The following is a 25,905-nucleotide window of genomic DNA, read 5'->3' as shown; positions in this document are numbered from 1 at the left end:
GACTAAAATATTATATAAAGCTTCTGTAAACCGTATTTCTTAAACCTACTTCTAACAATAATAAAAAGGCTGCCAGTAAAACAAAACCTCTGTATTTTTCGTCATAATCATAGAATTTTAATTCCTGGATTTCAGTAGTTTCTAATTTATTAATCGCGTTGTATATTTCGGCTAATCGATCATTACTTGTTGCTCTAAAATAAGTTCCATCGGTTTTACGGGCAATGTTTTTCATTAATTGTTCGTCGATTTCAACTTTTTGCATTTTATATAAAAAGCCTCCGTTTGGTGCATAAGCATAAGGAGATTCCGCCATTCCGTTGGTACCAATACCAATAGTGTATACTTTTATTCCGTATTGTTTTGCAATGTCTGATGCTGTTTCAGGTTCGATAAAACCGGCATTGTTAACACCATCTGTCATTAAAATAATTACACGGCTTTTGGCTTTACTATCTTTTAAACGGTTTACGGCAGTTGCCAATCCCATTCCAATTCCGGTTCCATCTTGTAAAACTGTATCGTATTTAATGCTTTTTATGGCTTCAAGAATGATAGCCTTATCACTTGTAACGGGCGTTTTGGTATATGCTTCAGAGGCGTATAAAACCAATCCAACTCTGTCATTAGGTCTTTCTCCAACGAAATCTGCGGCAACTCTTTTTAAAGCTTCCATACGGTTTGGCTTTAAATCTTTTGCCAGCATACTTCCTGAAACGTCTATTGCAAGAACAATATCAATTCCTTTTGTTGTTTTAGTCTGACTGCTAATGTCTACCGTTCTTGGTCTTGCCAATGCTATAATTAAAGAGCTTAATCCTAAAATTCTAAAAACATATAAAGCAGGTTTTAATTTCGTTAACAACGATTCGCTGTTTTTAAAACCCTGAGTAGAACTCATTTTTAAAGTTGCCGATTGCTGGTTGCGTTTCCAGTAAAACCAAGCGATTGCAATTGGAATTAATAGAAACAACCAAAAAAATTCTGGATTTAAAAAAGTTATCTTTCCCATTAGTTGCTCGCTTTTCTAAGTTCAACAGAATTTAAAATTCTAGTTGTAATATCATTGGCGTATGTGTCACCTTCTTCGTGTAAAATCATAATTTGTTGTAATCCCTGATCTTGTTTAAACAGTAAAAGTTCATAGTAAGCCTTTGTACTGGTTTTGTCGGCTGGGTTAAACACGGTCATTGTACCATATCCTTTTAGCCCCTGAATACCTGCACTTGTCTGGAAATCTTCTTGTTTTACAATAATATTTTGTCCGCCCTGGGCTTCGATAACTTTTAGAGTTCCTTCTAATGCTTTTGCTAAATCTATATCTGTAGGGTTTTTAAACTTACTGGTTGAAACAGTTACGTAAAAATTACCCACCATGCTTCCGTAAGTAAAAAGTTGCATCTCCTTAATTAACGCCATAGTTTCTTTAGGCAATACTTTTTGAGTATCTACACGTTTTAAAACCTTTGGAGTTTCAATTAATACACCAGGATTTCCGTACTCGCTTTTTACCCATTCGCTTTCTAGTAATTCTTTAGACGGATGTCCGATCAGATTATCTTTTACATAAGTAAAACCTTTAGTAACAATAAAGAATGCTGTGGTCGCAATTAATAAAAATAAAACGGTTCCTGCAGCGATGGCAATACGTTTGTTGCGTTTCTTTAATAACTGAAGTTTGATTTGCTTTTGTTTTTGCGCTTCGTTCAGTAATTGATCTTCTTCTTCAGCCGGAACTTCAGTTGGGATTGCATTATCAAGCGTTAATATTACTTTCTGAATTTTATTTCTATCATCGGTAATTTCAAAATCAAGTGGTTTAGATTTAGCGAATTTTACTAAATCGGCCTGACGTAAAACGCGCTCCAGATTTTCGACAGTTTCCGGAGTTAATGTCATTTTCTTTTTGGTAGAAGCAGTTCTTATCGCCTGAATCAATTCAGAAGTGGTACTTTCCATTGCCGGAATATGAATGGCTTCTTCAATATAATTACGGGCAATATCAGTAAGTTCACTGTAGTATTCTTTGATTTCACCTTTTTGAACCAATTCTTTTTGCTCCAGATTGTTCAGTAAGCTTGTTGCTTTTTCTATAGGAGTTTTATAAACTTCTTCTTCAATCTTTTTCTGTTGGCGTTTTTTAACAAACCAATAAACAAACGCTCCAATTCCTAAAATAATGATTAGACCTAAAACATATTTCCACCAATCACCAATTCCGTTATCAACAGGAGTGATGTCTTTGATGTCGTACATTTTTTGTTGTAAAGTATCCACTTTTACATTGGCTACTTCAACACGGATAGAATCGGTTAAGAATGGTTTTTTGTCAATTAAAATTTTAATACTCGGGATTGTATATTTTCCGGAATCAAATTGCGTTAAACCATATTTTTTGATCAATTCGTAAGTGTCATTTTTCTTCACTGTATCAATTGGGTACGATTGAATTACTTCAAGCGGACCAATATTTTTTAGTTTAGGAAAAACAACCTTAGATTTTGAACTGACAACCGTTTTAAGCGTTAACTTAAATTCGGCTCCAATTTTGTTTTTTGTAGTATCAATGCTTGTCTCTACTTGTTTTTGCTGGGCAAAAATAGATGAGGAAAGTAAAAATAAAAATATGTAAAACTTTAATTTCATTTGATTTTTGATTTCAGATCTTATTCTAAAATGAATGTTTTAATTATGGCATGCAGATGATGCGGATGGCACAGATTTAAACGGATTTTTTTATTTGGATATTTATATTTTAAAATCTAATATTCTAACAATCTAAGAAGTCCAAAAATCTTATCGTGATTTGAAATACCCTAATAATTTAGTTACGTAATTTTCATCAACTCTGGTGTTTACAACTCCTGCACCTGATTTACTAAAAATATCTTTGAAATAATTAACTCTTTCCTGATAGTGTTTTTCGTAATTCATTCGCACTGTTTTTGAGCCTGTATCTACCAATTGAATTTTCCCTGTTTCAGCATCAAGCATAGGAACCATTCCTAAATTCGGGATTTTTTCTTCACGAATATCGTAAACCCTAACTCCTGTAATATCGTGTTTTTTAGAAGCAATCTTTAAAGTTTGCTCATAATTCTCAGACATAAAATCAGAAATTACAAAAACAATTGCTTTCTTTTTCTGCGTTCCTGACAAAAATTTCAGAGCAGCTCCAACATCTGTTTTTTGACTTTTTGGTTCAAATTCGATCAACTCACGAATGATTCGCAATACATGCGAACGACCTTTTTTTGGCGGAATATACAATTCTACATTATCAGAAAATAATATTAAACCAATTTTGTCATTATTTTGTGTAGCTGAAAAAGCCATCGTTGCTGCAATTTCAGTCACGATGTCTTTCTTGAATTGACTTTTTGAACCAAAACCCTCTGAACCTGAAATATCAACCATTAAAACCATGGTCAATTCGCGTTCTTCTTCAAAAACTTTTACGTGGGCTTCGTTATAGCGTGCAGTTACATTCCAATCGATGTTACGAATGTCATCGCCATATTGGTATTGACGTACTTCACTAAAAGTCATCCCTCGTCCTTTAAATGAAGAGTGATATTCTCCCGAAAAGATATGATTGCTCAGTCTTTTGGTTTTGATTTCTATTTTCCGTACTTTTTTTAAAAGCTCTTTTGTATCCATTTCTTTAGTTTTCAGTCGCAGTTTTCAGTCGCAGTTTACTTAATAAGTTGGTCACTGTGACTGAAAACTGAAAACTATTTTTAAGGTACTTCAATCTCGTTTACGATTTTGTTGATAATGTCTACAGAAGTAATGTTTTCGGCTTCAGCCTCATACGTTATTCCAACTCTGTGACGTAGAACATCATGTACAACTGCACGAACATCTTCTGGAATTACATATCCACGACGTTTGATAAAAGCGTAACATTTTGCTGCATTAGCTAAATTGATACTTCCACGTGGCGATGCTCCAAAACTAATAAGAGGTTTTAAGTCTGCAAGTTTGTACTTCTCTGGATAACGAGTAGCAAATATGATATCTAAGATATATTTTTCGATTTTTTCGTCCATGTAAACTTCACGAACCGCTTCTTGCGCACGTAAAATTTGCTCGACAGAAACTACGGCATTTACTTTTTCGTAAGTTCCTTTTAAGTTTTGACGAATTACAAAACGCTCTTCATCAATTTTTGGGTAGTCAATTACAGTTTTTAGCATAAAACGATCGACTTGTGCTTCCGGAAGTTGGTATGTTCCTTCTTGCTCAACCGGGTTTTGTGTTGCTAATACTAAAAACGGACGATCTAGTTTGAAAGTCGTGTCGCCAATAGTTACTTGTTTTTCCTGCATCGCCTCCAAAAGTGCTGACTGCACCTTAGCCGGAGCACGGTTAATCTCATCGGCAAGGACGAAATTAGCGAAGATTGGCCCTTTTTTGATAGAAAATTCGTTTGCTTTGATGTTATAAATCATCGTTCCAACGACATCGGCAGGTAATAAGTCAGGTGTAAACTGAATACGACTGAACGAACCTTGTACTGCTTGCGACAAAGTATTGATGGCTAAAGTTTTTGCCAATCCCGGAACACCTTCAAGCAAAATATGCCCTTGTCCCAGAAGTCCAATTAGTAAACGCTCGACCATATGTTTCTGGCCCACAATAACTTTGTTCATTTCCATTGTAAGAAGGTCTATAAAAGCACTTTCTCTTTCAATTTTTTCATTTATCGCTCTAATGTCTAAAGTCGTTGTATTTTCTTCCATATAAATATTTTTAAAACCTTTTTAAAACGGTGATTTCTATGCGTAGCTTTTGAGAGTGCAAATTGAATATTTTTTGAGAAGTAAGATGTTAAAGAATGGTTAAAACTTCGACCAATGACCTAATTTTAAGGACTAATTGTGAATCTATTTTTATATTTTTAAGAACTTTGATGATTATGCTTCAGAAAAGCATATTTATTACCAAAAATAACGCAATGAAACCATGAGTAAAACAGCATTATCGCCTATAATTTCGGGCACTATGAATTGGGGAGTTTGGGATAAAAACCTTACAACTAAAGAAATGGAAAACCTGATACAACTATGTATCGAAAACAAAATTACAACTTTTGATCACGCAGACATTTACGGATCTTATACCACAGAAGCTGATTTTGGAAAAGCATTTCACAACAGCAAAATCTCGAGAGAGAAATTACAATTAATTACCAAATGCGGAATTCAGATGATCGCCGAAAGCCGCCCAAACAAAATCAAACATTATGATTACTCCAAGGATTATATTGTTTGGTCAGTTGAAGAATCATTAAAAAAACTAAAAACAGATTATGTAGATGTTTTTTTATTGCACAGACCAAGCCCGTTAATGCAGGCAGACGAAATTGCAGAAGCGGTAGAGAAATTAAAAGCAGAAGGAAAAATTATTGATTTTGGACTTTCGAATTTTACAAGTTCTCAAACCGAATTAATTCGTCAGAAAACAGAAATAAGCTATAATCAGGTACAATTTTCGGCCACGAATTTTGAGCCAATGGTAGACGGAAGTTTTGATTATATGCAAACACACGGAATTCGCCCATTGTCATGGAATCCGCTTGGAACTGTTTTTAGAGAAGACACTAAAAAAACACGTCGTTTGAAAAAATTATTGGCAGATTTAGTGCAGAAATATGGGTTTGGTTCGGATACACTTTTATTGGCCTGGATTTTAAAACATCCTTCAGCAGTTATTCCAATTGCGGGAACTGTAAATATTGCCAGAATTCAAGCGCTGATGAAAGCTGTTGAATTAGAAATGGACAAAGAAGACTGGTTTGCAATCTGGACAGAAAGCAGAGGCGAAGAAGTTGCTTAAACCTTTCAATATATAATGATACGATTAGAAAAATTCGATGCAGCGTTTTATCCGCAATTGATTGATAGTATAAAAGATGCTGGTGAATTGATGCAATTTGCAGGACCTGAATTTACTTTTCCTTTGACTGAAGAACAGATAGAAAAATCACTTTCGGATGAAAACAGAATTGCCTTTAGAGTGGTAAATGTTTCTAATGATTCGACTATCGGACATTGTGAAATTTGTTTTAAAGACAGTTTTGCTAATCTGGGAAGAATTCTGATTATGGATGAAACGCTTCGCGGAAAAGGAATCGGAAAACAAATAGTGACTTTACTTCTGGAATTTGTTCTTGAAAATAGCAAGCAGAGAAATGTTGAGCTTAATGTTTTTGATTTTAATACAAGCGCCATCAAATGCTATGAAAAGATTGGTTTTGTTATTGATCCGAATAAAAAATTTGTTCGGGAAATGGATGATGAAACCTGGATTGCTCTAAACATGAAGTTGAATTTGAATAATTGGATCAGGAATAATTGAAAAAATATTTTTTTGCCGCAGATTAAAAAGATTCGAACAGTTTATAAAATCATTTTAATCCATTTAATCTGTGGCTAGAAATTAAACACATAGAAACATAGATTTTTATTGTTTTGAATAAGATAAAAATAAATGACAAATCATTTTCACATAGCTATGTGAATTTATGTAAAGTGAAATGTCTTTTTTAAGCTTTTAAACTATGTATCTATGTGTTAAAAATAAAAATAAAGGAAAGAATGAAAAAAACAGTTTTAATTACTGGAGCCACAAGCGGAATTGGTAAAGCAACCGCTCAAATCATGGCTAAAAATAACTATAAAGTGGTGCTTTGCGGAAGACGTAAAGATCGTTTAGCTGAGCTTGAAAAAGAACTTTCGGCTTTTACAGAAGTACATTCTTTATCATTTGATGTTAGGGATAAAAAAGATGTGCTGGAAAGCATCAACTCTTTGCCAACTGAATTTTCAGATATTGATGTGTTGATCAACAATGCCGGAAATGCGCATGGTTTAGATCCCATTCAAACCGGAGATTTAGACGATTGGGATGCTATGATCGATATCAATGTAAAAGGACTTTTGTATGTTTCGAAAGCTGTAATTCCTAAAATGACCGCTAAGAATTCCGGACATATTATTAATATTGGTTCAACAGCAGCAAAAGAAGTTTATCCTAACGGAAATGTGTATTGCGGAACAAAACATGCCGTGGATGCCATTACAGCAGGAATGCGAATTGATCTGAATCCGTTTAGTATTAGAGTAGGAGCAATTCATCCCGGAATGGTCGCGACTGAGTTTAGCGAAGTACGTTTTAAAGGTGATGTAGAAAGAGCTTCGAATGTTTACAAAGGTTTCGATCCGTTGCAGGCAGAAGATATCGCTGATATTATTCATTTTGTGGTTTCAAGACCGTATCATGTAAACATTGCCGATTTAGTAGTGATGAGTACTGCTCAGGCATCATCTACAATAGTCAAAAGAGACTAACTTAGATTTTTAGACTAACTTAGACTTCTTAGATTTGAAGTTTATGTAATCCAATTAATCTAAGAAGTTAAAGATTCAAAAGTTCGATAGTCGAAGAAGTCTAAAATTCTAATAATCTAAGAAGTCTAAAAAATGATTAATAAGCGCCTTTTAATAAAAAATCTACTTGCTCATAATGACGAGAGCAGTTTTTATGATAAAAAAAGGCAATTGAATTTGCATTCGCGCGAAGGAAAAGGAAAGTTTCTAAAACATATTTGCGCGTTATCAAATTCAAATCCAACCAATAATTCTTATATAGTGGTGGGCGTTGAAGATCATGATAATGAAATTGTTGGTGATGATTTCTTTGATGATAGCCGAATTCAGAATTTGGTGAATGCTTTTCTGGAAAATCCTCCTAAGATTCAATATGAAAATGTGCCGTTTCCGAATCTTCCAAAAGATAAAGTAGTAGGATTGGTCACCATTAAACCCAAAAGTAAGGTATCTTATTTCAAAAAAGGAATTCATACTACTCCAGCCAATAGTGTTTTTATTAGGCGTGGCAGCAATTCGGTTCCGGTTGAAGGTGAAATCGAAAAAAACTATCAGAACACTGAAACCGTTATTGGAATCGAAAATAGTTCCCGAAACAGTATTCAATATACGCTTGACGGAGTAATTGATTTTATGAATTTCAGGCACAAAGACATGTCGCCTAAATACCATGTTTTTAAAGAATTATTTGTGATTTGCTGGGCAGGAGTTCCTCATAAATCCCGTGATAAAACATTTTTATCCCGCGTTGATATCGAATTGATCAACGAACAAATTAAGCTTTTTTATTCGGCTCAGGATGTGGTTACGATTGTTTTTGATGACGATAGTTTTACGATTACTGAATATGTTCCATTAGGATTAAATGATAAAACAAGTTATTATCCGCTAGAGCAGCAAACGATTCATTTTTTTGACAATGGTTATTATAAAATCGATCGCGAAATGTTGTTTCAGCCGCCGGAGTTTAATCGCAAAATGTTATACCATATTTATAATGCAAATATGGCGTTGCTTCAAAAATTGCAAAAAGGAATTGCTTTGTCAGATCGCGAATTAAAAGATCTCGAGAATCTCCCTTCGACTTTTATGATTTGTTATTTGAATGGTTTTGATGAGGCAAAACAAAAACTTATCGATGCTAAATTGCTTTTAAAACCTTTTGGAAATATCTATTTATCGTTTAAAGAAGCGTTGCGAATTCTTCGAAAAATGAAGTACGATTTTCAGGAAGGTTCCAAGTAAGGTACAAAGGTTCAAAGTAACAAAGCGACAAAGGTTTTTTGTAGAGACGCACAGCTGTGCGTCTAACTCATAGGTTTTTTTGAATAGCCTCCAGCTTTAGTTGGAGGCATTTTTTAGAATTTGTTCATTGGCTTTAGCCGAATTATTCCAGTTCATATTTTGAAAATGCCTATTGATATTTCAAATACTGATTCACTTTTGCATACGGAAACAAAAGCTCTTTTGGTCCATCGGCATACGAAGCGGCTTCATAAGAGTTGTAATATAAAAGCAAACCTTCTTTAGTATAAAAGATATTTTGAGGCAGCTGAAATTTATCATTTTCGAACATTAAACCGGTAGCGTTAATGTTCAGTTTTTCAGGGATTTTGTATTTAGCCCTGAATTCTTTTTCGGCGAAAACCTTAAACTCTTTTTCGTTTTTAAAGATTTCATCGGTAAAAATGGTTTTTCCGGTTTGAGGATGAAACAATAAAGAGCGAACTCCCTGGTAGCCATGTGCGCCTCCGGTAAAAGTATAATGGTCAATTTTTATATTAATAATCTGATCAGATTCAAACTCGACGTTGCCTTTTATTTTTCCTTCCCAACCAAAAGTTTCGGTAGGAAATTTTTTGTGCATTTCTTCAAAAGAAGTAATAAAGGAAGCAACTAAATATTTGTAATCATTGGCTTTTGAAGGATCTTCTTCAAAATAAACAATTTCTTTTATAACCGAAAAAACTTTTTTATTAATGCTGTCTGCTACAATGGGAATATTTTTAGCAATAGGAACGTCGATCGTAATTTTTGGACAATCTTTTTTGCAAGGAATAGTAGATTCTTTTTCAAATGTCTCATTTTCAAATGAAAGTTCTTTGTTGCAACTGGTGAGAGCTAAAGCCAAAAAGACTATAAAAATGTAATGTTTCATATCAAAAAGTGTTAATTATATACAAAGGTAAGAAGTTGTGTCAGGATTAAAATAAATTTAACGGTAAATTTGTACCACGTTTAAGCATTTAAAATTTGTAACTATATGAAATTCAATACTAAAGTAATACATGGTGGTCAGCATCATGATCCAAGTACAGGAGCTGTTATGCCGCCGGTGTATCAAACTTCAACATTTATACAAACAAGTCCGGGAAAACCTTTGGCGGATTATGAGTATAGCAGAGCGTCGAACCCAACTCGTACGGCTTTAGAAAATGCTTTGGCAAGTATAGAAAATGGTACTCGCGGATTGGCTTTTTCATCTGGTTTAGCAGCGACAGATTGTGTTTTAAGATCGTTTAAAGCAGGTGACGAAATCATTGCAATGGATGATTTGTACGGAGGAACGTATAGAATGTTCTCTAGGATTTATAAAGATTCAGGAATTAAGTTTCACTTTGTTGATATGACTGATATCGAGAAATTGAAATCGTTAATCAGCGAAAATACAAAACTGATTTGGGTTGAAACACCAACAAATCCATTAATGAAATTGGCTGATATTGCAGAAGTAGCAAAAATTACCAAAGCACACAACATTTTATTTGCTGTAGATAATACTTTTGCAACGCCATATTTACAAAAACCTCTTGATTTAGGAGCTGATATTGTAATGCACTCGGCTACAAAATATTTAGGCGGACATTCTGATGTTATTGCGGGAGCTTTGATCGTAAAAGATGAAGCTTTAGGAGAGCAATTACACTTTCAACAATTTGCAACTGGAGGAACACTTGGGCCAATGGATAGTTTTTTGGTTTTAAGAGGAATCAAAACACTTTCGTTAAGAGTGCAGAGACATTGCGAAAACGGAGAAAAAGTGGTTGAATTTTTAAGCAATCACCCTAAAATTGATACGGTTTATTATCCGGGTTTAAAAAGCCATCCGTTTCATGAAATTGCTAAAAAGCAAATGAAAGCTTTTGGCGGAATGGTTTCGTTTACTTTTAAATCAGGTAAAAAAGAAGATTCTATTGCGTTTTTAGAAAAGCTAAAAGTTTTTACTCTGGCAGAATCTTTAGGTGGAGTTGAATCATTGGCCAATCATCCGGCTTTAATGACGCATGCTTCTATTCCGGCAGATAAAAGAGCTGAAGTTGGTATTACTGACGATTTAGTTCGATTGAGTGTTGGTATCGAAGATGCTGAAGATTTAATTGCAGATATCGAGCAAGCTTTAGCATAACAGAATAAAATTCTAAAATAAAAAAAATCCCAAATTCCAATCGTAATGATTATGGAATTTGGGATTTTATATTTTTAAGGATTTGTTTAAAATTCTAAGTAATAAATGTATCCTGCATTGAACCAAACTTGCGAATCGTTTGATTTATTTTCTTTATAAAGATCTTTATTAGGATTTAAACCATCAACCCAGTCAGAGGCGTACCCCTGATAACGAACCTCAAACATTAAATCGCTCATTGTCGTTAGTTTATAATGTACACCAACACCTGCTGTTCCGGATAAAACTAAACCATTTTCGTTAGAAAAACCAAATTGGCGACCATCAGAAGGAGTTAAGTATTTAGGATACGTTGTGAGAGGAAGTCCTAATGCGCCTAATCTTGACTCGACTTTGGTTTTGTAATAACTCACCTGAAAACCTAAACTTATATACGGGCTAAAACTACCAATTGTATTTTCGAAATCATGAATTTTCATAAAAGGAGAAAATTCTAATTGAGCTCCAAGATTTACTAACGTAGAAGTGCCATGCATTGCTCTAAGATGGCGTACAAGATTTTTCTTTTTTTCGTTATCAACCCATTCTCCAAAATGTTCCAGTTTGGTTTGGTTAAAAGAAAGTTCAGATCTTACTTTAAAATGTTCGGTAAAAAAACTTTCTCTGTTGTTATTGGCAGAAAAATTTATGAAGTGAACAATCCCAATTCCAAAACCTGTATTTCCAATATTTGTGTCAAAATTATTTCTTTGACCAAAATCAGATTGGAAAGACGAAGGTCCGAATATTATTCCTACTTCTTGAGCTAGGCTCGATTGTGCATTTGCAATTGTAGGTATTCCGAATAAGGCGAATAGCGTGATTATTATAGGTTTGAGCATGTTTTTGGGCTTTCAAATCATGGCAAATATATAAAAAACCTTGTCTAAACAAAATATATAAATAGTTGTATTAAAAATTTAGTAACAAAAAGCTTAAATAACTAACTTTAAGTGCGATGATTTCATACAAATTCAATAGTGTAAAATCTTATTTTTCGGATTGTTTAGAAATAACACAATTTTGCTTCAAAAACGAAAAATATTAACAAACCATGATTGTTTTGCCTTATCTTTGCGCGTCATTACGAAAACGTTTTCTTGAAACGTGTTTTTTAATATTATTGACTTGAAATTTATAAACTATTTATTGAATAATTTATTTAAAAATGGAACAAAAAATAAATGAATTTATGGCTCTTGTTGAGTCTAAAAATCCAAACGAGCCAGAATTTCTTCAGGCGGTTAGAGAATTTGCAGAAACGGTAATTCCGTTTATCGCAGAAAGAAAAAAATACGATGGAAAAAATTTACTTCTAAGAATCGCTGAACCGGAAAGATCTATAATTTTTAGAGTTCCGTGGGTTGACGATAAAGGAGAAATAATTGTAAACAGAGGATTCAGAATTCAGATGAACTCTGCAATCGGACCTTACAAAGGTGGAATCAGATTTCACCATACAGTAAATTTATCTGTTTTAAAATTCCTTGCTTTCGAACAAGTATTTAAAAACAGTTTGACAACATTGCCAATGGGTGGTGGAAAAGGAGGATCTGATTTTGATCCTGAAGGAAAATCGGATGGAGAAATTATGCGTTTCTGCCAATCATTTATGACAGAATTATGTCGTCATATTGGTCCGGATCTTGATGTTCCTGCAGGAGATATTGGTGTTGGAGCCAGAGAAATTGGTTATTTATTTGGTCAATACAAAAGAATCAGAAATGAATTTACCGGAGTTTTAACCGGAAAAGGACTTGCTTACGGAGGTTCGTTAATCAGACCAGAAGCTACTGGTTATGGAGTGGTTTATTTTACAGACCAAATGCTTCGTACCATAGGTCATGATCTAAAAGGTAAGAGAGTTGCAATTTCAGGATTTGGAAATGTTGCTTGGGGAGTTGCATTAAAAATAAACGAATTAGGTGGTAAAGTAGTTACTATTTCAGGACCTGATGGATATATTTATGATGAAGAAGGAATCTCTGGTGAAAAAATCGAACATATGGTTGAAATGAGAGCAACCGGAGATAACAGAGCTGAACTTTATACTAAGAAATATCCAAATGCTGTTTTCCATAAAGGAAAAAGCCCTTGGGAAGTAAAAGTTGATATTGCTATTCCATGTGCTACTCAAAATGAGTTAAACGGAGAAGATGCTCAAAAATTAATTGATAATGGTGTTTTATGTGTTACAGAGGCTGCAAATATGCCTTCGACATTAGAAGCTATTAAATTATTTTTAGATAATAAAGTGCTTTTTGCTCCTGGTAAAGCTGCAAATGCTGGAGGAGTTGCTGCATCTGGATTAGAAATGACGCAAAACTCTATTCGTTTAAACTGGACGAGTGAAGAAGTTGATTTGAGATTGAAAGATATCATGGTTGGAATTCACAACCAATGTAAAAAATACGGTGCCGGAGAAGATGGCTATGTGAACTACGTAAAAGGAGCGAACATTGCAGGGTTTGTAAAAGTGGCCGATGCTATGCTTGCTCAGGGTGTAGTGTAAGTTTTAATTACAATGCTAAGATGCCTTCATTTGTCTTTTTAAAAGATGATTGGAGGCATTTTTTATTTATAAAGAACAAAAATCAAATACTTTCGTTTGTAGTATATTTGTCTATCCGAATATCGTAAGTAATGAAGAGAAGTTTTCTGTATGTTTTGTTTTTGCTGTTGTTTCAATTTAGTTTCGCTCAGAATAAATTGTCATGGCAGAGTTATTTTTCATTTAATGAAATAAAAGATATTTCAGAAGCTCCAACAACGATTTTTGCGGCTTCAGAAAATGCATTGTTTTCTAAAAATACGACTACAAAAAACATCAAAATAACTACCACCGTTGACGGACTATCAGGTCAGACCATTTCAGCATTATATCATAGCGAAGGATTCAAAAAAACTATAATTGGTTACGAAAACGGTTTGATGATTGTGATCAATGAAAAAGATGGCAGTATTTTGAAAGTCGTTGATATCATCAATAAACAATTACCGGCAAACCTTAAAAAAATAAATCATTTTATGGAACATAACGGCTTGGTTTATGTTTCGTGTGATTTTGGAATTGTGCAATTTAATTTAACGACATCACAGTTTGGAGACACTTATTTTATTGGTGACAATGGTGCCGAAATCAGTATAAGACAAACGGCTTATTTCGACGGATTTATTTATGCAGCGACTTCAAACGGAATCAGAAAAGCAAATAGTACCAATGCCAACCTGATCGATTTTAATCAGTGGACTGTGGTAAATTCAGGAGATTGGTCGAGTGTAGAAACTTTAGATACAACACTTATCGCCATAAATTCCGGCGGATATATTCATCGTTATAATTCGAATACATTTATTGGATTTTTGCAGCTTCCGCAAGCTTCTACAGATATGCGCACTGTAAATCATAAATTATTTGTTACAACGCCTAATACTGTTTTTGTTTACAACAATCAAATGGTTTTAAACCGTCAGATTGCCAATACTCAGGTTTTAGACAATACATTAAGTTTTACTTGTGCTACAGCTATTGGCGATTTGCTTTACATCGGAACAAAAGAAAAAGGATTGTTTTCGTCGACATTATCAAATGTTTCAACTTTCGAGAGCAATACGCCGCCGGGACCGGTAAGAAATAATATTTTCTCTCTCGATGTAGCGCCAAATGTACTTTGGACAGTTTACGGAGATTACACATCATCTTATAATCCTTATCCATTAGACAGTTACGGGATAAGTAAATATGATAGTGCGGGATGGGTTAATTTGCCTTATGAAGATGTTCTTGGTGCAAAATCAATGACTCGTATTATTGTAAATCCCAACAATGATAAACAAGTTTATGCTAGTTCATTTTTCTCAGGTTTATTAAAGATTGAGCAGGATGTGCCTACATTTTTATATAATGAAAAAAATAGTGGTTTAGAAAGTATTACCACCGAAGGACCTAATTATATAGATGTTCGTATTAACGGAACTGCTTTTGATAAATCAGGAAACCTTTGGATTACCAATAGCAGAATTAAAAATGGTTTAAAGGTTTTAAAAACCAATGGACAATGGCAAAGTTATTCTACAGCAACCATTCTTGATAATGCTGAACTTGCCAGTTATGCCAATATTGTTATTGACAAAAATAATACAAAGTGGATAGCCACGAATAGAGAAGGTGTAATTGGTTTTAACGAAAGTACCAATACGTTCAAAAAAATAACGTTTGGTGCAGATGTGGGGAACTTGCCCACCGCAGATGTTCGGTCTGTTGCTGTTGATACTAAAAACCAGTTATGGATTGGTACCATAAAAGGATTAAGGGTTTTGTCGAATGTTGGGAGTTTTCAAACCGATAGTCAGTTAAAAGCAAATCCAATTATTATCATGGATGATAACCTGGCGCAGGAATTATTATATGAGCAATTTATAAATGTGATTGTTGTAGATGGTGCTAATAATAAATGGATTGGAACCGGAGATTCTGGAGTTTTTATGGTATCGCCAAACGGTCAGGAAACAAAATATCATTTTACTATTAATAATTCGCCTTTGCCAAGTAATGTTATTAATGATATTAAAATTAATAGCGCAACCGGCGAGGTCTTTTTTGCTACAGATAAAGGTATGGTTTCCTTTAAAGGAATCGCTACCGAGGCAAACGAAGATTTAAATAATGCATATGTATATCCTAATCCCGTCCGTCCCAATTATTCAGGAACAGTAAAAGTCGCAGGATTAATTGATAAAGCCAATATTAAAATCACTGATATCGAAGGTAATTTAGTATACGAAACCACTTCGACAGGAGGAACAATAGAATGGGATACCACCGCTTTCGGACGCTATAAAGTTGCTTCAGGAGTATATATGATTTTTATCTCGGCACAAGATGGCGGAGAAACTAAAGTTAAAAAAGTAATGATAATAAGGTAGTTTTTTAGTCTCAGTCTCAGTTTCAGTTTCAGTTTCAGTTTCAGTTTCAGTTTCAGTTTCAGTTTCAGTTTCAGTTTCAGTTTCAGTTTCAGTTTCAGTTTCAGTTTTCTAAAAAAATAAAAATTGATTAATCAATTTTTATTTTTTTAGAAAATCTAAAATCTAAAATCTAAAATCTAAAATCTAAAATCTAAAATCTAAAATCTAAAATCTAAAATCTAAAATCTAAAATCTAAAATCTAAAATCTAAAATCTAAAATCTAAAATCTGAAATCTAAAATCTAAAATCTAAAAAGTCTAACAATCTAATAATCTAATTTTGCTGGTCAAAACCAAAGCCATAGTAATCTCATCATTAAAATTTCAGGAAAAAAGTCTGATCGTAAAATGCTTTACGCTTTCAAACGGCCTGAAGTCTTATTTTGTGCGCGATGCTTTTTCGAGTCGAAAAGCCAGTCAAAAGATTGCTTACTTTCAGCCTTTGTCGATTCTTGAGATCGAAGCGGTGCATAAAAACAAAGGGACTTTAGAAAATTTTAAAGAAATAAAAAGCGCAGTTCCTTTTCAGAGCATTCATACCGATATTATAAAAAGCACTATGGTCATGTTTTTGTCTGAGATGCTGCATTATTCTATTCAGGAAGAAGAAAAAAACGAATCGCTATTTTTGTTTTTAGAAACTGCCTTGACCTGGCTCGATCATCATGACGAAATTTCTAATTTTCACTTGATTTTACTTTTAGAAATTACAAAGTATTTAGGTTTTTATCCTGATGTGTCAGATATCGATTTGCCCTACTTCGAAATGAACGATGGTGTGTTTACTCCTATTCATGGTATGAGCGCTCTGACAGAACATGAAACCAGCCTCTTTAAAAAACTAATTGATCTCAAGTTTGATAATACTCAAAAAGTTTTTCATGTCATTGAAAGACAGGTTTTATTGAAGGTTTTGATCGATTATTACAGCTTCCATTTAGACGGTTTTAAAAAGCCAAAATCACTTGATATTCTGAAAGAAATTTTTTCTTAAACTGAATGCTATTTTTATATATTTGCGCAGTGAATTTTTATTAAAATTATCTTAATTATTATTTTAATAAGTGAATTCATTACCAAAAACCCCAGTATAATTATTAATTTTTTTTAACGAAAAAAAGCTATTATGAAGAAAATTACTTTTTCGATTATTTTGGTTTGTTTAGTTGCTTTTTCGGCAACTGCTCAAAGAAAATACGACGAAATTATTACCACAGAGAACAGTGTAAAAGACATGGTTCAAAATGAAATAACAGGAATTGTTGTTTTTAAAGAAGGAGGAACTGTAAAAGGTTTAGATCCTGAGACTAAAAAAATTGTTTGGACATTAACAAAAGATGATTTTGGATCAACTTCGGCAGGTGATATCCTGACTGATCCTGATTTTGGAAAACTTTTTAAAGAAAAAAGTGATTTATCAAGTGTTCCGGGAAGTCCTTATGTAGAGGCTTACATCAATAGTAAATATATCATCATCAATACAGATAGTGGTAAGGTAGTTTACAATTCTTCAAAAGAATCTTTCTGGGTAATGCAGTCAGATTTTATACCTGAAACAGATGAGTATTTGCTTACGCTGAAAAAAGACGGTGATATGGCAATTGCTTTATTAGACATGAAAACAGGAGAATTAAAATGGAATACTACTGTAGATAAAGCAAAATCATTATTCAGTTTTTCATTAAAAGAATCTTCAAATACAAATAAAGCTACCGTACACGGATCAGTAATCTATTATTTATTGTACGGAAAACTATATTCATTCGACAGAAATTCAGGAAAATTAAACTGGAAAGCTGAAGAAGATTATTCAAGATTCTTTTTAACTCAAAATGATAAAAATATTGTAGTTGTAAATAGTAAAGGTTTATTTGCTGCTAAAGAATATTTGAATGTTTTGAATACAGAAAACGGAAAAAGTATCTGGAAAGAATCTATTAAAACAAAACGTGTTGTTTATTTAGAAGATTGGGGAACAAAATTATTAATTGCTCATTATAGTGGTTTTAACTTTTTTGACTTAAATACAGGAGAAAAAATCTGGAAAAAAGATGCTCGTGGAGATGGTTTGAAAAGAGTAATTCCAATCGATCAGGATTTCTTATATGTTGCAGAAAATGAAATGATGCTTATTAACAAAGACGGAGAAAAGCTTTGGAAAAAATTCATCGAAATTTCTGATGATAAAGAAGATCCAATTTACTATTTAGGAAAAGTGGGTGAAAAAGTAATGTACCTTACAGGGACTTATGGAAACATGGTTGATTACAAAACAGGAGTTAAACTTTGGAAACGTAATATTAAGTTTGAAAAAGATCGTCCGGTTTTACCAACTTACGACGAAGCTACAAACTCTTACTTAGTATATAATGATGAGAAATTGTACAAATTTGATCCAAGCATTAGCGATAAGCCAGAACCATTTGCTAAAGTAAATATCAAAAAAGAGAAAGAATTAAACAGTATCGAATTATTTCCTTGGGGAGTTGTGCTTTCAGGACCGCTTGAAGTAATGGGGGTTAATATGGATGGTACAGTTAAATATCACCTTACTTATTCACAGCCTGGAGAAGGAACAAGACGTCTTCTAAAAAGTGCTGCAATTGCAGGAAGTATTGGTTTAGGTGTTGGTTCTGCAGTAAGTTCAGTAAAAGGTGCTGATATCACTATGACATATCGCGATTCTGACGGTAACATGAGAACCGCAGTTGCAAAAGGAGATCAGACAAATAAGGATCAGGCAAAAGCTTATGCAGCCGGGTCAGCAGCTCTTGGTATTGTAGCAGCTAAATTTAACTCTCGTTTTAATGCAATGAAACAAAACAGAGACTTCTCTTATATTTTTGCAAAAGCAGATTCTGGAGAAAAAATTCTTGTAAAAGTGAGTAAAGTTGATGGAGTTGAGGTTGATAAAATCATTTTCAACAACAATAAACCAGTTTATGAAGTAGATCCTGCGACACAAAATATTTTTTATGTGTCTGATAAATCTATTCAAATTTTCAATAAAAAATAAGAAAATTAAAACCCCAAAGCCATCAGAATTTATTTCTGGTGGCTTTTTTTTTGCCTATGAAAAAAACATTACTCTTAATTGCTTTGCTTGTAATTGGTTCAATTCAGGCACAAGAAAAAATAAGTTCGAAGAAAAAGAAATTTTATATTCCGGTTATTCAATATTCAGAATTTCCTGTTCTCGACAATGTGCTGACACAGACCACTTTTTATCAAATGGATAAATCTTTGCAGGAAGAAGAATCGAATTTAAAAAAGCACTTTTTTGAGATTAAAGGATATATAAAAGATCCGGAAAACGGGAAGCTTAAAATTTACTTGACTTTTGCCTTGCCCAGGTATACAGATACGCAAGTAGATAGTACTTTTAATAAGAAAGAAAATAAATGGACTTATGGTACACATTCTAATTACATCACGAATGTAAAACTAGATGTTAAGTATGGTGATAAAATAATACTGACTAAGGATTTTGGAGGTTCAGAATCCTATTCAATAACTGTAGGGAATAGTTTAGGAGCGATGAAACTTGCAGCTTCAGATCAGGATAAGAAAGTAAGAGCAGCAGTAAAAGATTCAGATTACAGCGATGTGGGACTTGGGTTTGATAATGTTATTTTCAAAACAGCTATCAGAATCCAGGACTTTTTAAATTATAAATTTGGATATTCAACGGGCGAATCAAAAGAAAGGTTTGAATTCGTAACCTCAAAAGGACATTCAGAATACAATCAAATGTTGGCTTTTGAAAAAGAAATTACTGCTCAGATGGAGAAAGTAACTCTAGAAAAAGGGTTAGATGAGAAGTTGCTGGCGCCGCATTTGCAATATCTGGAAAGTTTGTTGGTTAAATATCCGCTTTCGCCTGCTAACGAATATATCCGATTTATTGTTACAAATAATTTAGCCGAAACATATTTACTGCTCGAAAATAAAGAAAAAGCATTGTTATATGCTAATTTGCTTATCGAAAACGATAAACTGGATTCTCGAGGATCATCAATTATAGATAGGGTTAATAGAGGGAATTTTGTTGAGAAAAAAATAAGAAGCCATACCAATCGTTTTGCTGAGCTTAAAAAGCTGGGACTTAAAATTGCCGAAGAAAAAGAAGAAAAAAGATTGGCTTTTTTTGAAAAAATACAGCTACAAGATGCTGAATGGGAAGTAGAGAAATCGAATCGTGAAGCGCATTTAGAAAAATCAAAAATGCAACGATACAATATGCTTGATTCGATACCTTATCAGCTTAACGCAAATTTGCTTGCTAAAGTAATAGATAATTTAGGAGGAAGTCAGGCTTTGAAGAAAGTTGAAAAAACACATTTGTTTTCTAAACTTTCTATAGAAGGAAATAAGATACCTCAAACAGAAGAAAAATGGGCCACAAACACCAATTATCTTCTTAGAAAGAAAATGCCGGAAAGCTATTATGAAATCGTAAACGGCGCAGAAGCATGGAGTCATGACGATCGCGAAAGTGGTGTAAATGCGAAATGGGCAAAACTCACTTCGTACGATTATAGCAATTTGTCTAAAAATGTCGACTTAATCAATTTCTTAACCGATTTGAGACTTGATTTATGGAATAATTTTGAGCTTTTGCCAGATGAAATGTACGAAGGCAGATTGTGTTATCATTTAAATTATTTTGAAAAAACGTTGAGTTCAGGTAACAGAACAATTCCTAAAACAGATTATCATGTTTTTATTGATAAAGAAAATTATAATATAGTTTCGACGGAGAAAACAGAATTTGATAACGGAAATAAAAGCTTTTTCGAAAGAAAACTTTTTGGAGATTACCGACCTGTTGCGACATTAAATTCCGGAAAAATTCCGCATAAGATTAATTACGAAATCGAAGATTTTAACGGAGAAACCCTTTATCAGGAAATCCGGGAAAAAGTAGAAATAAATCCTGTATTTGGTAATAGAATTTTTATGAAAGAAGTTTATTTCGGAGGATTTAAATAGTCTTTACTTTAATAAAAAAGAATAATTAGAATTGATTGGTTTTTGGTTTTTTCGACTCGATTTTTTGAGTTCAGAACCGGAAACTAATCAATTCTTTTGTTTTTGTATCTATAATCTCAACAAAAGTTTGTGAAATTTCAAGAAAGTGGCGGTCAATAATCCAAAATTCCTTACTTTCGCACCTCGTTTAAGAAAAGGATAAAATGAGCACAAAATTTACTGAATACAAAGGACTTGACTTGCCAACAGTAGCGTCAGAAGTACTTGATTTTTGGAAGAAAGAAAATATATTTGAAAAGAGTGTAACTACTCGCGAAGGAGCAGAGCCTTTCGTATTTTTTGAAGGTCCGCCTTCAGCAAATGGTTTGCCGGGAATTCACCACGTGATGGCACGTGCGATTAAAGATATTTTTTGCAGATATAAAACTCAAAAAGGTTTTCAGGTAAAAAGAAAAGCCGGTTGGGATACTCACGGTTTACCTGTAGAATTAGGTACTGAGAAAGAACTTGGAATTACAAAAGAAGATATTGGTAAAACAATTTCGATCGAAGAATATAACGAAGCGTGTAAAAAAACCGTAATGCGTTATACGGACGTATGGAATGATTTGACCGAAAAAATGGGATATTGGGTAGATATGGAAGATCCGTATGTTACTTACAAACCAAAATATATGGAGTCTGTTTGGTGGCTTTTGAAACAAATCTACGATAAAGGTTTGTTGTACAAAGGATATACAATTCAGCCTTATTCTCCAAAAGCAGGAACAGGATTGTCTTCTCACGAAGTAAACCAGCCCGGAGCTTATAGAGATGTTACAGATACTACGATTGTAGCACAATTCAAAACTTTGCCGGAAACGCTACCAAGCTTTTTACAAGGTTATGGTGATATTCACATCTTGGCATGGACGACAACTCCGTGGACATTGCCATCGAATACCGCTTTGACAGTTGGACCAAAAATCGATTATGTTTTAGTAAAAACATTCAATCAATATACTTTTGAGCCAATCAATGTTGTTTTAGCTAAGAATTTAGTTGGAAAACAATTCGGAAAAGGATTTTTTCTAAGTGAAGATGATGCTGATTTTGATAATGTAAAAGAAGGAGATAAAAAACTTCCGTACAAAATCTTAGCAGAAGCAAAAGGTGCTGATTTAGTAGAAATTCGTTACGAACAATTATTGCCTTACGTATTACCATATCAAAATGCTGAAAATGCATTTAGAGTAATTGCGGGAGATTTCGTTACTACAGAGGATGGAACAGGAGTTGTACATACCGCTCCAACTTTTGGTGCTGATGATGCTAAAGTAGCAAAAGAAGCTAAGCCGGAAGTACCGCCAATGTTGGTTCTTGACGAAAGCGGAACAGCAGTTCCTTTAGTAGATTTACAAGGAAAATTCACTTCACACTTAGGTGAATTGGCTGGTAAATACGTGAAAAACGAATATTACGATGCGGGACAAGCTCCAGAACGTTCTGTAGATGTTGAGATCGCTATTCGATTAAAAGAAGAAAATAAAGCCTTTAAGGTTGAAAAATACGTACATAGTTATCCACACAGTTGGAGAACTGATGAGCCGTTATTATATTATCCGCTAGACTCTTGGTTCATTAAAGTAACCGATGTAAAAGATAGAATGTTCGACCTGAACGAAACTATCAATTGGAAGCCTAAGTCTACTGGTGAAGGACGTTTTGGAAATTGGTTGAAAAATGCCAACGACTGGAACTTATCTCGTTCTAGATATTGGGGTATTCCGTTGCCAATTTGGAGAACTGAAGACAAAAAAGAAGAAGTTCTTATTGGTTCTGTAGAAGAATTGTACAATGCGATCGAAAAATCTATCGAAGCAGGTTTTCAAAAAGAAAATCCTTTTAAAGGTTTTGAAATCGGGAATATGGCTGAATCAAATTATGATTTAATCGATTTACACAAAAATGTAGTGGATCAGATTACGTTGGTTTCGGCTTCAGGACAGCCAATGAAACGCGAAAGCGATTTAATTGATGTTTGGTTCGATTCAGGAGCGATGCCTTATGCACAATGGCATTATCCTTTTGAGAATAAAGATAAAATAGACGAGAATAAAGATTTTCCTGCGAACTTTATCGCTGAAGGTGTCGATCAGACTCGTGGATGGTTTTATACCCTGCACGCTATCGGAACTTTAGTTTTTGATAAAATAGCGTATAAAAACGTAGTTTCGAATGGTTTGGTTTTAGACAAAGACGGAATCAAAATGTCTAAAAGTAAAGGGAACACTATTGATCCTTTTAAAACGATCGAAGAATATGGTCCTGATGCCACACGTTGGTACATGATCATGAATGCGAATCCTTGGGATAACTTAAAATTTGACCTTGAAGGAATTGCTGAGGTTCGTCGTAAATTCTTCGGAACTTTATATAACACCTATTCGTTCTTTTCATTATATGCGAATATCGATGGGTTTAAACATGAAGAAGCTGAAATTCCGTTAAACGAAAGACCGGAAATCGATCAATGGATCATATCTGAATTACATTCTTTAATAAAATTTGTTGACGAATGCTACGAAGATTATGAACCAACAAAAGCAGCAAGAGCAATTTCTGATTTCGTTCAGGAAAACTTAAGTAACTGGTACGTTCGTTTATGCCGTCGTCGTTTCTGGAAAGGTGAATATGCTCATGATAAAATTGCAGCTTACCAAACGCTTTATACTTGTCTGTTAACGATCAGTAAATTAAGCGCTCCAATCGCTCCTTTTTTCATGGATAAATTGTACCGTGATTTAACAAGTTCAACAGGATCTGAGCAATATAGCAGTGTTCACTTGGCTAAATTCCCGGAATTTGTCGAAAACTTTGTTAATAAAACGTTAGAAAGCAAAATGCAGAAGGCACAAACCATCTCATCTTTGGTTTTATCACTTCGTAAAAAGGAAATGATAAAAGTACGTCAACCTTTGCAAAAGGTAATGATTCCGGTACTTGACGAAAATCAGAGAGCTGAAATCCTGGCTATTTCAGAGCTTGTAAAAGCGGAGGTAAACGTTAAAGAAATCCTGCTTTTAGATGACGATTCAGATATCCTGGTAAAACAAATTAAGCCTAATTTTAAAGCGTTAGGACCACGTTTTGGTAAAGATATGGGGTTGATTTCCAAAGAGATACAGTCTTTTTCTCCAGATCAGATCAATCAGTTAGACAAGCAAGGGACGTTAGATATTGTTATTGCTGGAAATAATGTAACTTTATCATTAGAAGATGTCGAAATAACATCTCAGGATATCGAAGGTTGGTTGGTTGCTAATTCAAACGGAATAACAGTTGCGCTTGATATTACAATCTCTGAAGAATTAAAAAACGAAGGTATCGCAAGAGAGTTAGTAAACAGAATTCAAAATATCCGTAAAGATTCCGGATTTGAAGTTACAGATAAAATTAAAGTTCAAATAAAACGAAACGGTATTTTAGAAGAAGCAATTCTAAAAAATATAGACTATATTAAGTCTGAGACATTAACAGATGAATTGGTTTTTGTGGATAGTTTAGAAAACGGCACAGAAATTGAATTTGATGATATAAAAACAATGATATTAATTTCAAAATAAATATAAAATGATAGATGAAATTACAAGATACTCTGACGCTGATTTAGCGGAGTTCAAAGAAATAATCCAAAATAAAATACAAAAAGCACAAGCCGATCTGGATTTAATAAAAAGTGCTTACATGAATGATTTGAATAACGGAACAGATGATACTTCTCCAACTTTTAAAGCATTTGAAGAAGGAAGCGAAACAATGTCTAAAGAAGCAAACTCACAGTTAGCTATCAGACAGGAAAAGTTTATACGCGACCTAAAAAACGCATTATTCCGTGTAGAAAATAAAACTTACGGTATTTGTAAAGTAACTGGTAAATTAATTGGCAAAGAAAGGCTTAAAATCGTTCCTCATGCAACAATGAGTATCGAAGCGAAGAACTTGCAACGATAATAAATATCAAATGAAATAAGCGCTCCTTTTAGGGGCGTTTTTTTTTTGTTTAATGTTTTGTGGTAATCTGTTTAGAGTGGTTCTAAATCTTTTGAAAGAATTTGATTATAATTAAAAAAGAAGAGCTAAAATTATAAGTCAATTTTTGTAAGAAGGAAAAAGTGTTCGATTTGGGGCAACGAAAAGTTTTTTTTAATTAGAACTATCTTGATTGAGGATAGTTCTAATTAAAAAATAAAACTAAAAACTAAGCTAAGTTTTTCTCTAACTCTAATTTGTGTTTTCTTAAAATAGCTCTGGTCATTCCTAAATTTGCTTTGCTTGAATCTGCAGCAAGATAGATCATGAACTTTTTGTTTGGAGAAATATCGATAATGTGAATTTGATTCGAAAGAGTAATCAAAATATCTTCGATGTCCTGGTTTAAATTTAAAGCTTTTACTGCGCTTAATTTTGCTTTTACAACTTCAAGGTTATAAGCCGCTGCAAGTTCAGGATCAAATGCCGGATCAATTGTTAGGTTTCCAAAGCTTAATCCTGATTCAATTTCTGTTACAGCTACTGCAATAAAGCCGTTTACGTTAGTTTTCATTTCAGTTAAAAAAACGTTTAAAAAGTCATTACTCATAGTTTAGGGTTGTTTTTGGGTTAATAGATTTATTTATTTTAATAGGGAATTTTTACTTAATTCTGTGGCTATTTCATCAGTTGAACGCATTAGTAAACCAAGATTACTTCCATCTTTCGAAAATGCAAGTATGAAATTTGTGCCGCTTATTTTGTTTCCAATAACAACACCTTCAGAAGTTTTTAAGAAAAGTTGTTTTAGCGCGCCTTTGTCTAAATCAATTAAGAATTTTTCGCTCATGGATAAGATTGCAGCACTCATTGCGGCAACACTATCGGCGTAATCTATATGTAATGATGTGATTAATTTTCCCTTTCCGTTTATTATTAATGCAGCAGAAGATTTTGTAGTAACTAAGAAGTCGTTGAGAGTAGAAGTTATTTCAGTCATATTTGTAAGATTTAGGGGGAATTGTTAAAATTAATTCATTTTGATGTCTATTGGTGAAGATTTTTGCTTTTCGATCTAAACAAGTGTTAATTTTTACT

General features: G+C 33.6%; 20 protein-coding genes. 12 read left to right on the top strand and 8 right to left on the bottom strand.

Annotated features, from left to right (window positions below; translation table 11 throughout):
- Window positions 1-10 precede the first annotated feature (10 nt).
- The 4 genes from L0669_RS03640 to L0669_RS03625 all read right to left on the bottom strand — a co-directional run bounded on the left by L0669_RS03640 (window position 11) and on the right by L0669_RS03625 (window position 4,745).
- A complete protein-coding gene (locus L0669_RS03640) occupies window positions 11-1,012 on the bottom strand; it encodes a vWA domain-containing protein (protein WP_263761395.1) in 1,002 nt (333 codons plus the stop codon).
- A complete protein-coding gene (locus L0669_RS03635) occupies window positions 1,012-2,646 on the bottom strand; it encodes a hypothetical protein (protein WP_263761393.1) in 1,635 nt (544 codons plus the stop codon). Before L0669_RS03635 ends, L0669_RS03640 begins: the two co-directional genes overlap by 1 nt.
- A gap of 150 nt (window positions 2,647-2,796) precedes the next feature.
- Window positions 2,797-3,660: a DUF58 domain-containing protein gene (locus L0669_RS03630; protein ID WP_055093980.1), complete on the bottom strand. Its 864-nt coding sequence runs from the start codon at window positions 3,658-3,660 to the stop codon at window positions 2,797-2,799.
- Window positions 3,661-3,740: 80 nt separating this feature from the next.
- On the bottom strand, window positions 3,741-4,745 hold the full coding sequence (locus L0669_RS03625; RefSeq protein ID WP_056248441.1) for an AAA family ATPase: 1,005 nt from the start codon (window positions 4,743-4,745) through the stop codon (window positions 3,741-3,743).
- Between the two features lie 223 nt (window positions 4,746-4,968).
- Between L0669_RS03625 and L0669_RS03620 the strand changes: the two genes are divergently transcribed.
- From L0669_RS03620 to L0669_RS03605, 4 genes are all read left to right on the top strand, one after another.
- Window positions 4,969-5,841 (top strand): aldo/keto reductase, encoded by an 873-nt coding sequence (locus tag L0669_RS03620; protein WP_173970497.1) that lies wholly within the window; start codon window positions 4,969-4,971, stop codon window positions 5,839-5,841.
- A 15-nt stretch (window positions 5,842-5,856) separates the two neighbouring features.
- The gene (locus tag L0669_RS03615; protein ID WP_263761390.1) at window positions 5,857-6,363 is read left to right on the top strand and encodes a GNAT family N-acetyltransferase; all 507 of its coding nucleotides are present in this window, start codon (window positions 5,857-5,859) and stop codon (window positions 6,361-6,363) included.
- A 239-nt stretch (window positions 6,364-6,602) separates the two neighbouring features.
- A complete protein-coding gene (locus L0669_RS03610; protein WP_263761388.1) occupies window positions 6,603-7,355 on the top strand; it encodes an SDR family NAD(P)-dependent oxidoreductase in 753 nt (250 codons plus the stop codon).
- Window positions 7,356-7,487: 132 nt separating this feature from the next.
- Window positions 7,488-8,639 (top strand): ATP-binding protein, encoded by a 1,152-nt coding sequence (locus L0669_RS03605; protein WP_263761387.1) that lies wholly within the window; start codon window positions 7,488-7,490, stop codon window positions 8,637-8,639.
- A gap of 169 nt (window positions 8,640-8,808) precedes the next feature.
- Here the strand turns inward: L0669_RS03605 and L0669_RS03600 are convergent, their stop codons facing one another.
- Window positions 8,809-9,552: a DUF3298 and DUF4163 domain-containing protein gene (locus tag L0669_RS03600; protein ID WP_263761385.1), complete on the bottom strand. Its 744-nt coding sequence runs from the start codon at window positions 9,550-9,552 to the stop codon at window positions 8,809-8,811.
- A 105-nt stretch (window positions 9,553-9,657) separates the two neighbouring features.
- On the opposite strand from L0669_RS03600, the gene L0669_RS03595 reads away from it, so the two are divergent.
- Window positions 9,658-10,800, top strand: coding sequence for a cystathionine gamma-synthase (locus tag L0669_RS03595; RefSeq protein WP_263761383.1), 1,143 nt, complete (start codon window positions 9,658-9,660; stop codon window positions 10,798-10,800).
- Window positions 10,801-10,886: 86 nt separating this feature from the next.
- Here L0669_RS03595 and L0669_RS03590 read toward each other — a convergent pair whose 3' ends face one another.
- The gene (locus L0669_RS03590) at window positions 10,887-11,681 is read right to left on the bottom strand and encodes a THC0290_0291 family protein (RefSeq protein WP_173970489.1); all 795 of its coding nucleotides are present in this window, start codon (window positions 11,679-11,681) and stop codon (window positions 10,887-10,889) included.
- A gap of 326 nt (window positions 11,682-12,007) precedes the next feature.
- Between L0669_RS03590 and gdhA the strand changes: the two genes are divergently transcribed.
- The 7 genes from gdhA (at window position 12,008) to L0669_RS03555 (ending at window position 24,789) form a co-directional block, all read left to right on the top strand.
- Complete coding sequence (gene gdhA, locus L0669_RS03585) at window positions 12,008-13,351, top strand: NADP-specific glutamate dehydrogenase (RefSeq protein ID WP_173970488.1); 1,344 nt, start codon at window positions 12,008-12,010, stop codon at window positions 13,349-13,351.
- Between the two features lie 131 nt (window positions 13,352-13,482).
- Window positions 13,483-15,765, top strand: coding sequence for a type IX secretion system anionic LPS delivery protein PorZ (gene porZ / locus L0669_RS03580; protein ID WP_263761381.1), 2,283 nt, complete (start codon window positions 13,483-13,485; stop codon window positions 15,763-15,765).
- A 319-nt stretch (window positions 15,766-16,084) separates the two neighbouring features.
- Window positions 16,085-16,798 (top strand): DNA repair protein RecO, encoded by a 714-nt coding sequence (recO, locus tag L0669_RS03575; protein ID WP_263761379.1) that lies wholly within the window; start codon window positions 16,085-16,087, stop codon window positions 16,796-16,798.
- A gap of 132 nt (window positions 16,799-16,930) precedes the next feature.
- On the top strand, window positions 16,931-18,820 hold the full coding sequence (locus L0669_RS03570) for an outer membrane protein assembly factor BamB family protein (RefSeq protein ID WP_263761377.1): 1,890 nt from the start codon (window positions 16,931-16,933) through the stop codon (window positions 18,818-18,820).
- A 56-nt stretch (window positions 18,821-18,876) separates the two neighbouring features.
- A complete protein-coding gene (locus L0669_RS03565) occupies window positions 18,877-20,796 on the top strand; it encodes an Atg14 domain-containing protein (RefSeq protein ID WP_263761375.1) in 1,920 nt (639 codons plus the stop codon).
- Between the two features lie 203 nt (window positions 20,797-20,999).
- Window positions 21,000-24,401 (top strand): isoleucine--tRNA ligase, encoded by a 3,402-nt coding sequence (gene ileS / locus L0669_RS03560; RefSeq protein ID WP_263761373.1) that lies wholly within the window; start codon window positions 21,000-21,002, stop codon window positions 24,399-24,401.
- A gap of 7 nt (window positions 24,402-24,408) precedes the next feature.
- Window positions 24,409-24,789: a TraR/DksA family transcriptional regulator gene (locus L0669_RS03555; RefSeq protein WP_007807070.1), complete on the top strand. Its 381-nt coding sequence runs from the start codon at window positions 24,409-24,411 to the stop codon at window positions 24,787-24,789.
- Window positions 24,790-25,036: 247 nt separating this feature from the next.
- On the opposite strand, the gene L0669_RS03550 is transcribed toward L0669_RS03555, so the two are convergent.
- Together L0669_RS03550 and L0669_RS03545 are read right to left on the bottom strand one after the other, a co-directional pair.
- On the bottom strand, window positions 25,037-25,417 hold the full coding sequence (locus L0669_RS03550; protein ID WP_173970483.1) for a hypothetical protein: 381 nt from the start codon (window positions 25,415-25,417) through the stop codon (window positions 25,037-25,039).
- A gap of 33 nt (window positions 25,418-25,450) precedes the next feature.
- Window positions 25,451-25,807 carry a roadblock/LC7 domain-containing protein gene (locus L0669_RS03545; RefSeq protein ID WP_263761371.1) on the bottom strand — a complete coding sequence of 119 codons (357 nt, stop codon included), beginning with the start codon at window positions 25,805-25,807 and terminating at the stop codon, window positions 25,451-25,453.
- Between the last annotated feature and the right edge of the window lie 98 nt (window positions 25,808-25,905).

The organism is Flavobacterium bizetiae (assembly GCF_024271895.1).
In the GTDB taxonomy this organism is placed as follows: Bacteria; Bacteroidota; Bacteroidia; order Flavobacteriales; family Flavobacteriaceae; genus Flavobacterium; species Flavobacterium bizetiae.
Note: the sequence above shows the minus strand (reverse complement) of the source record. Positions and strands in the feature narration are given on the sequence as shown.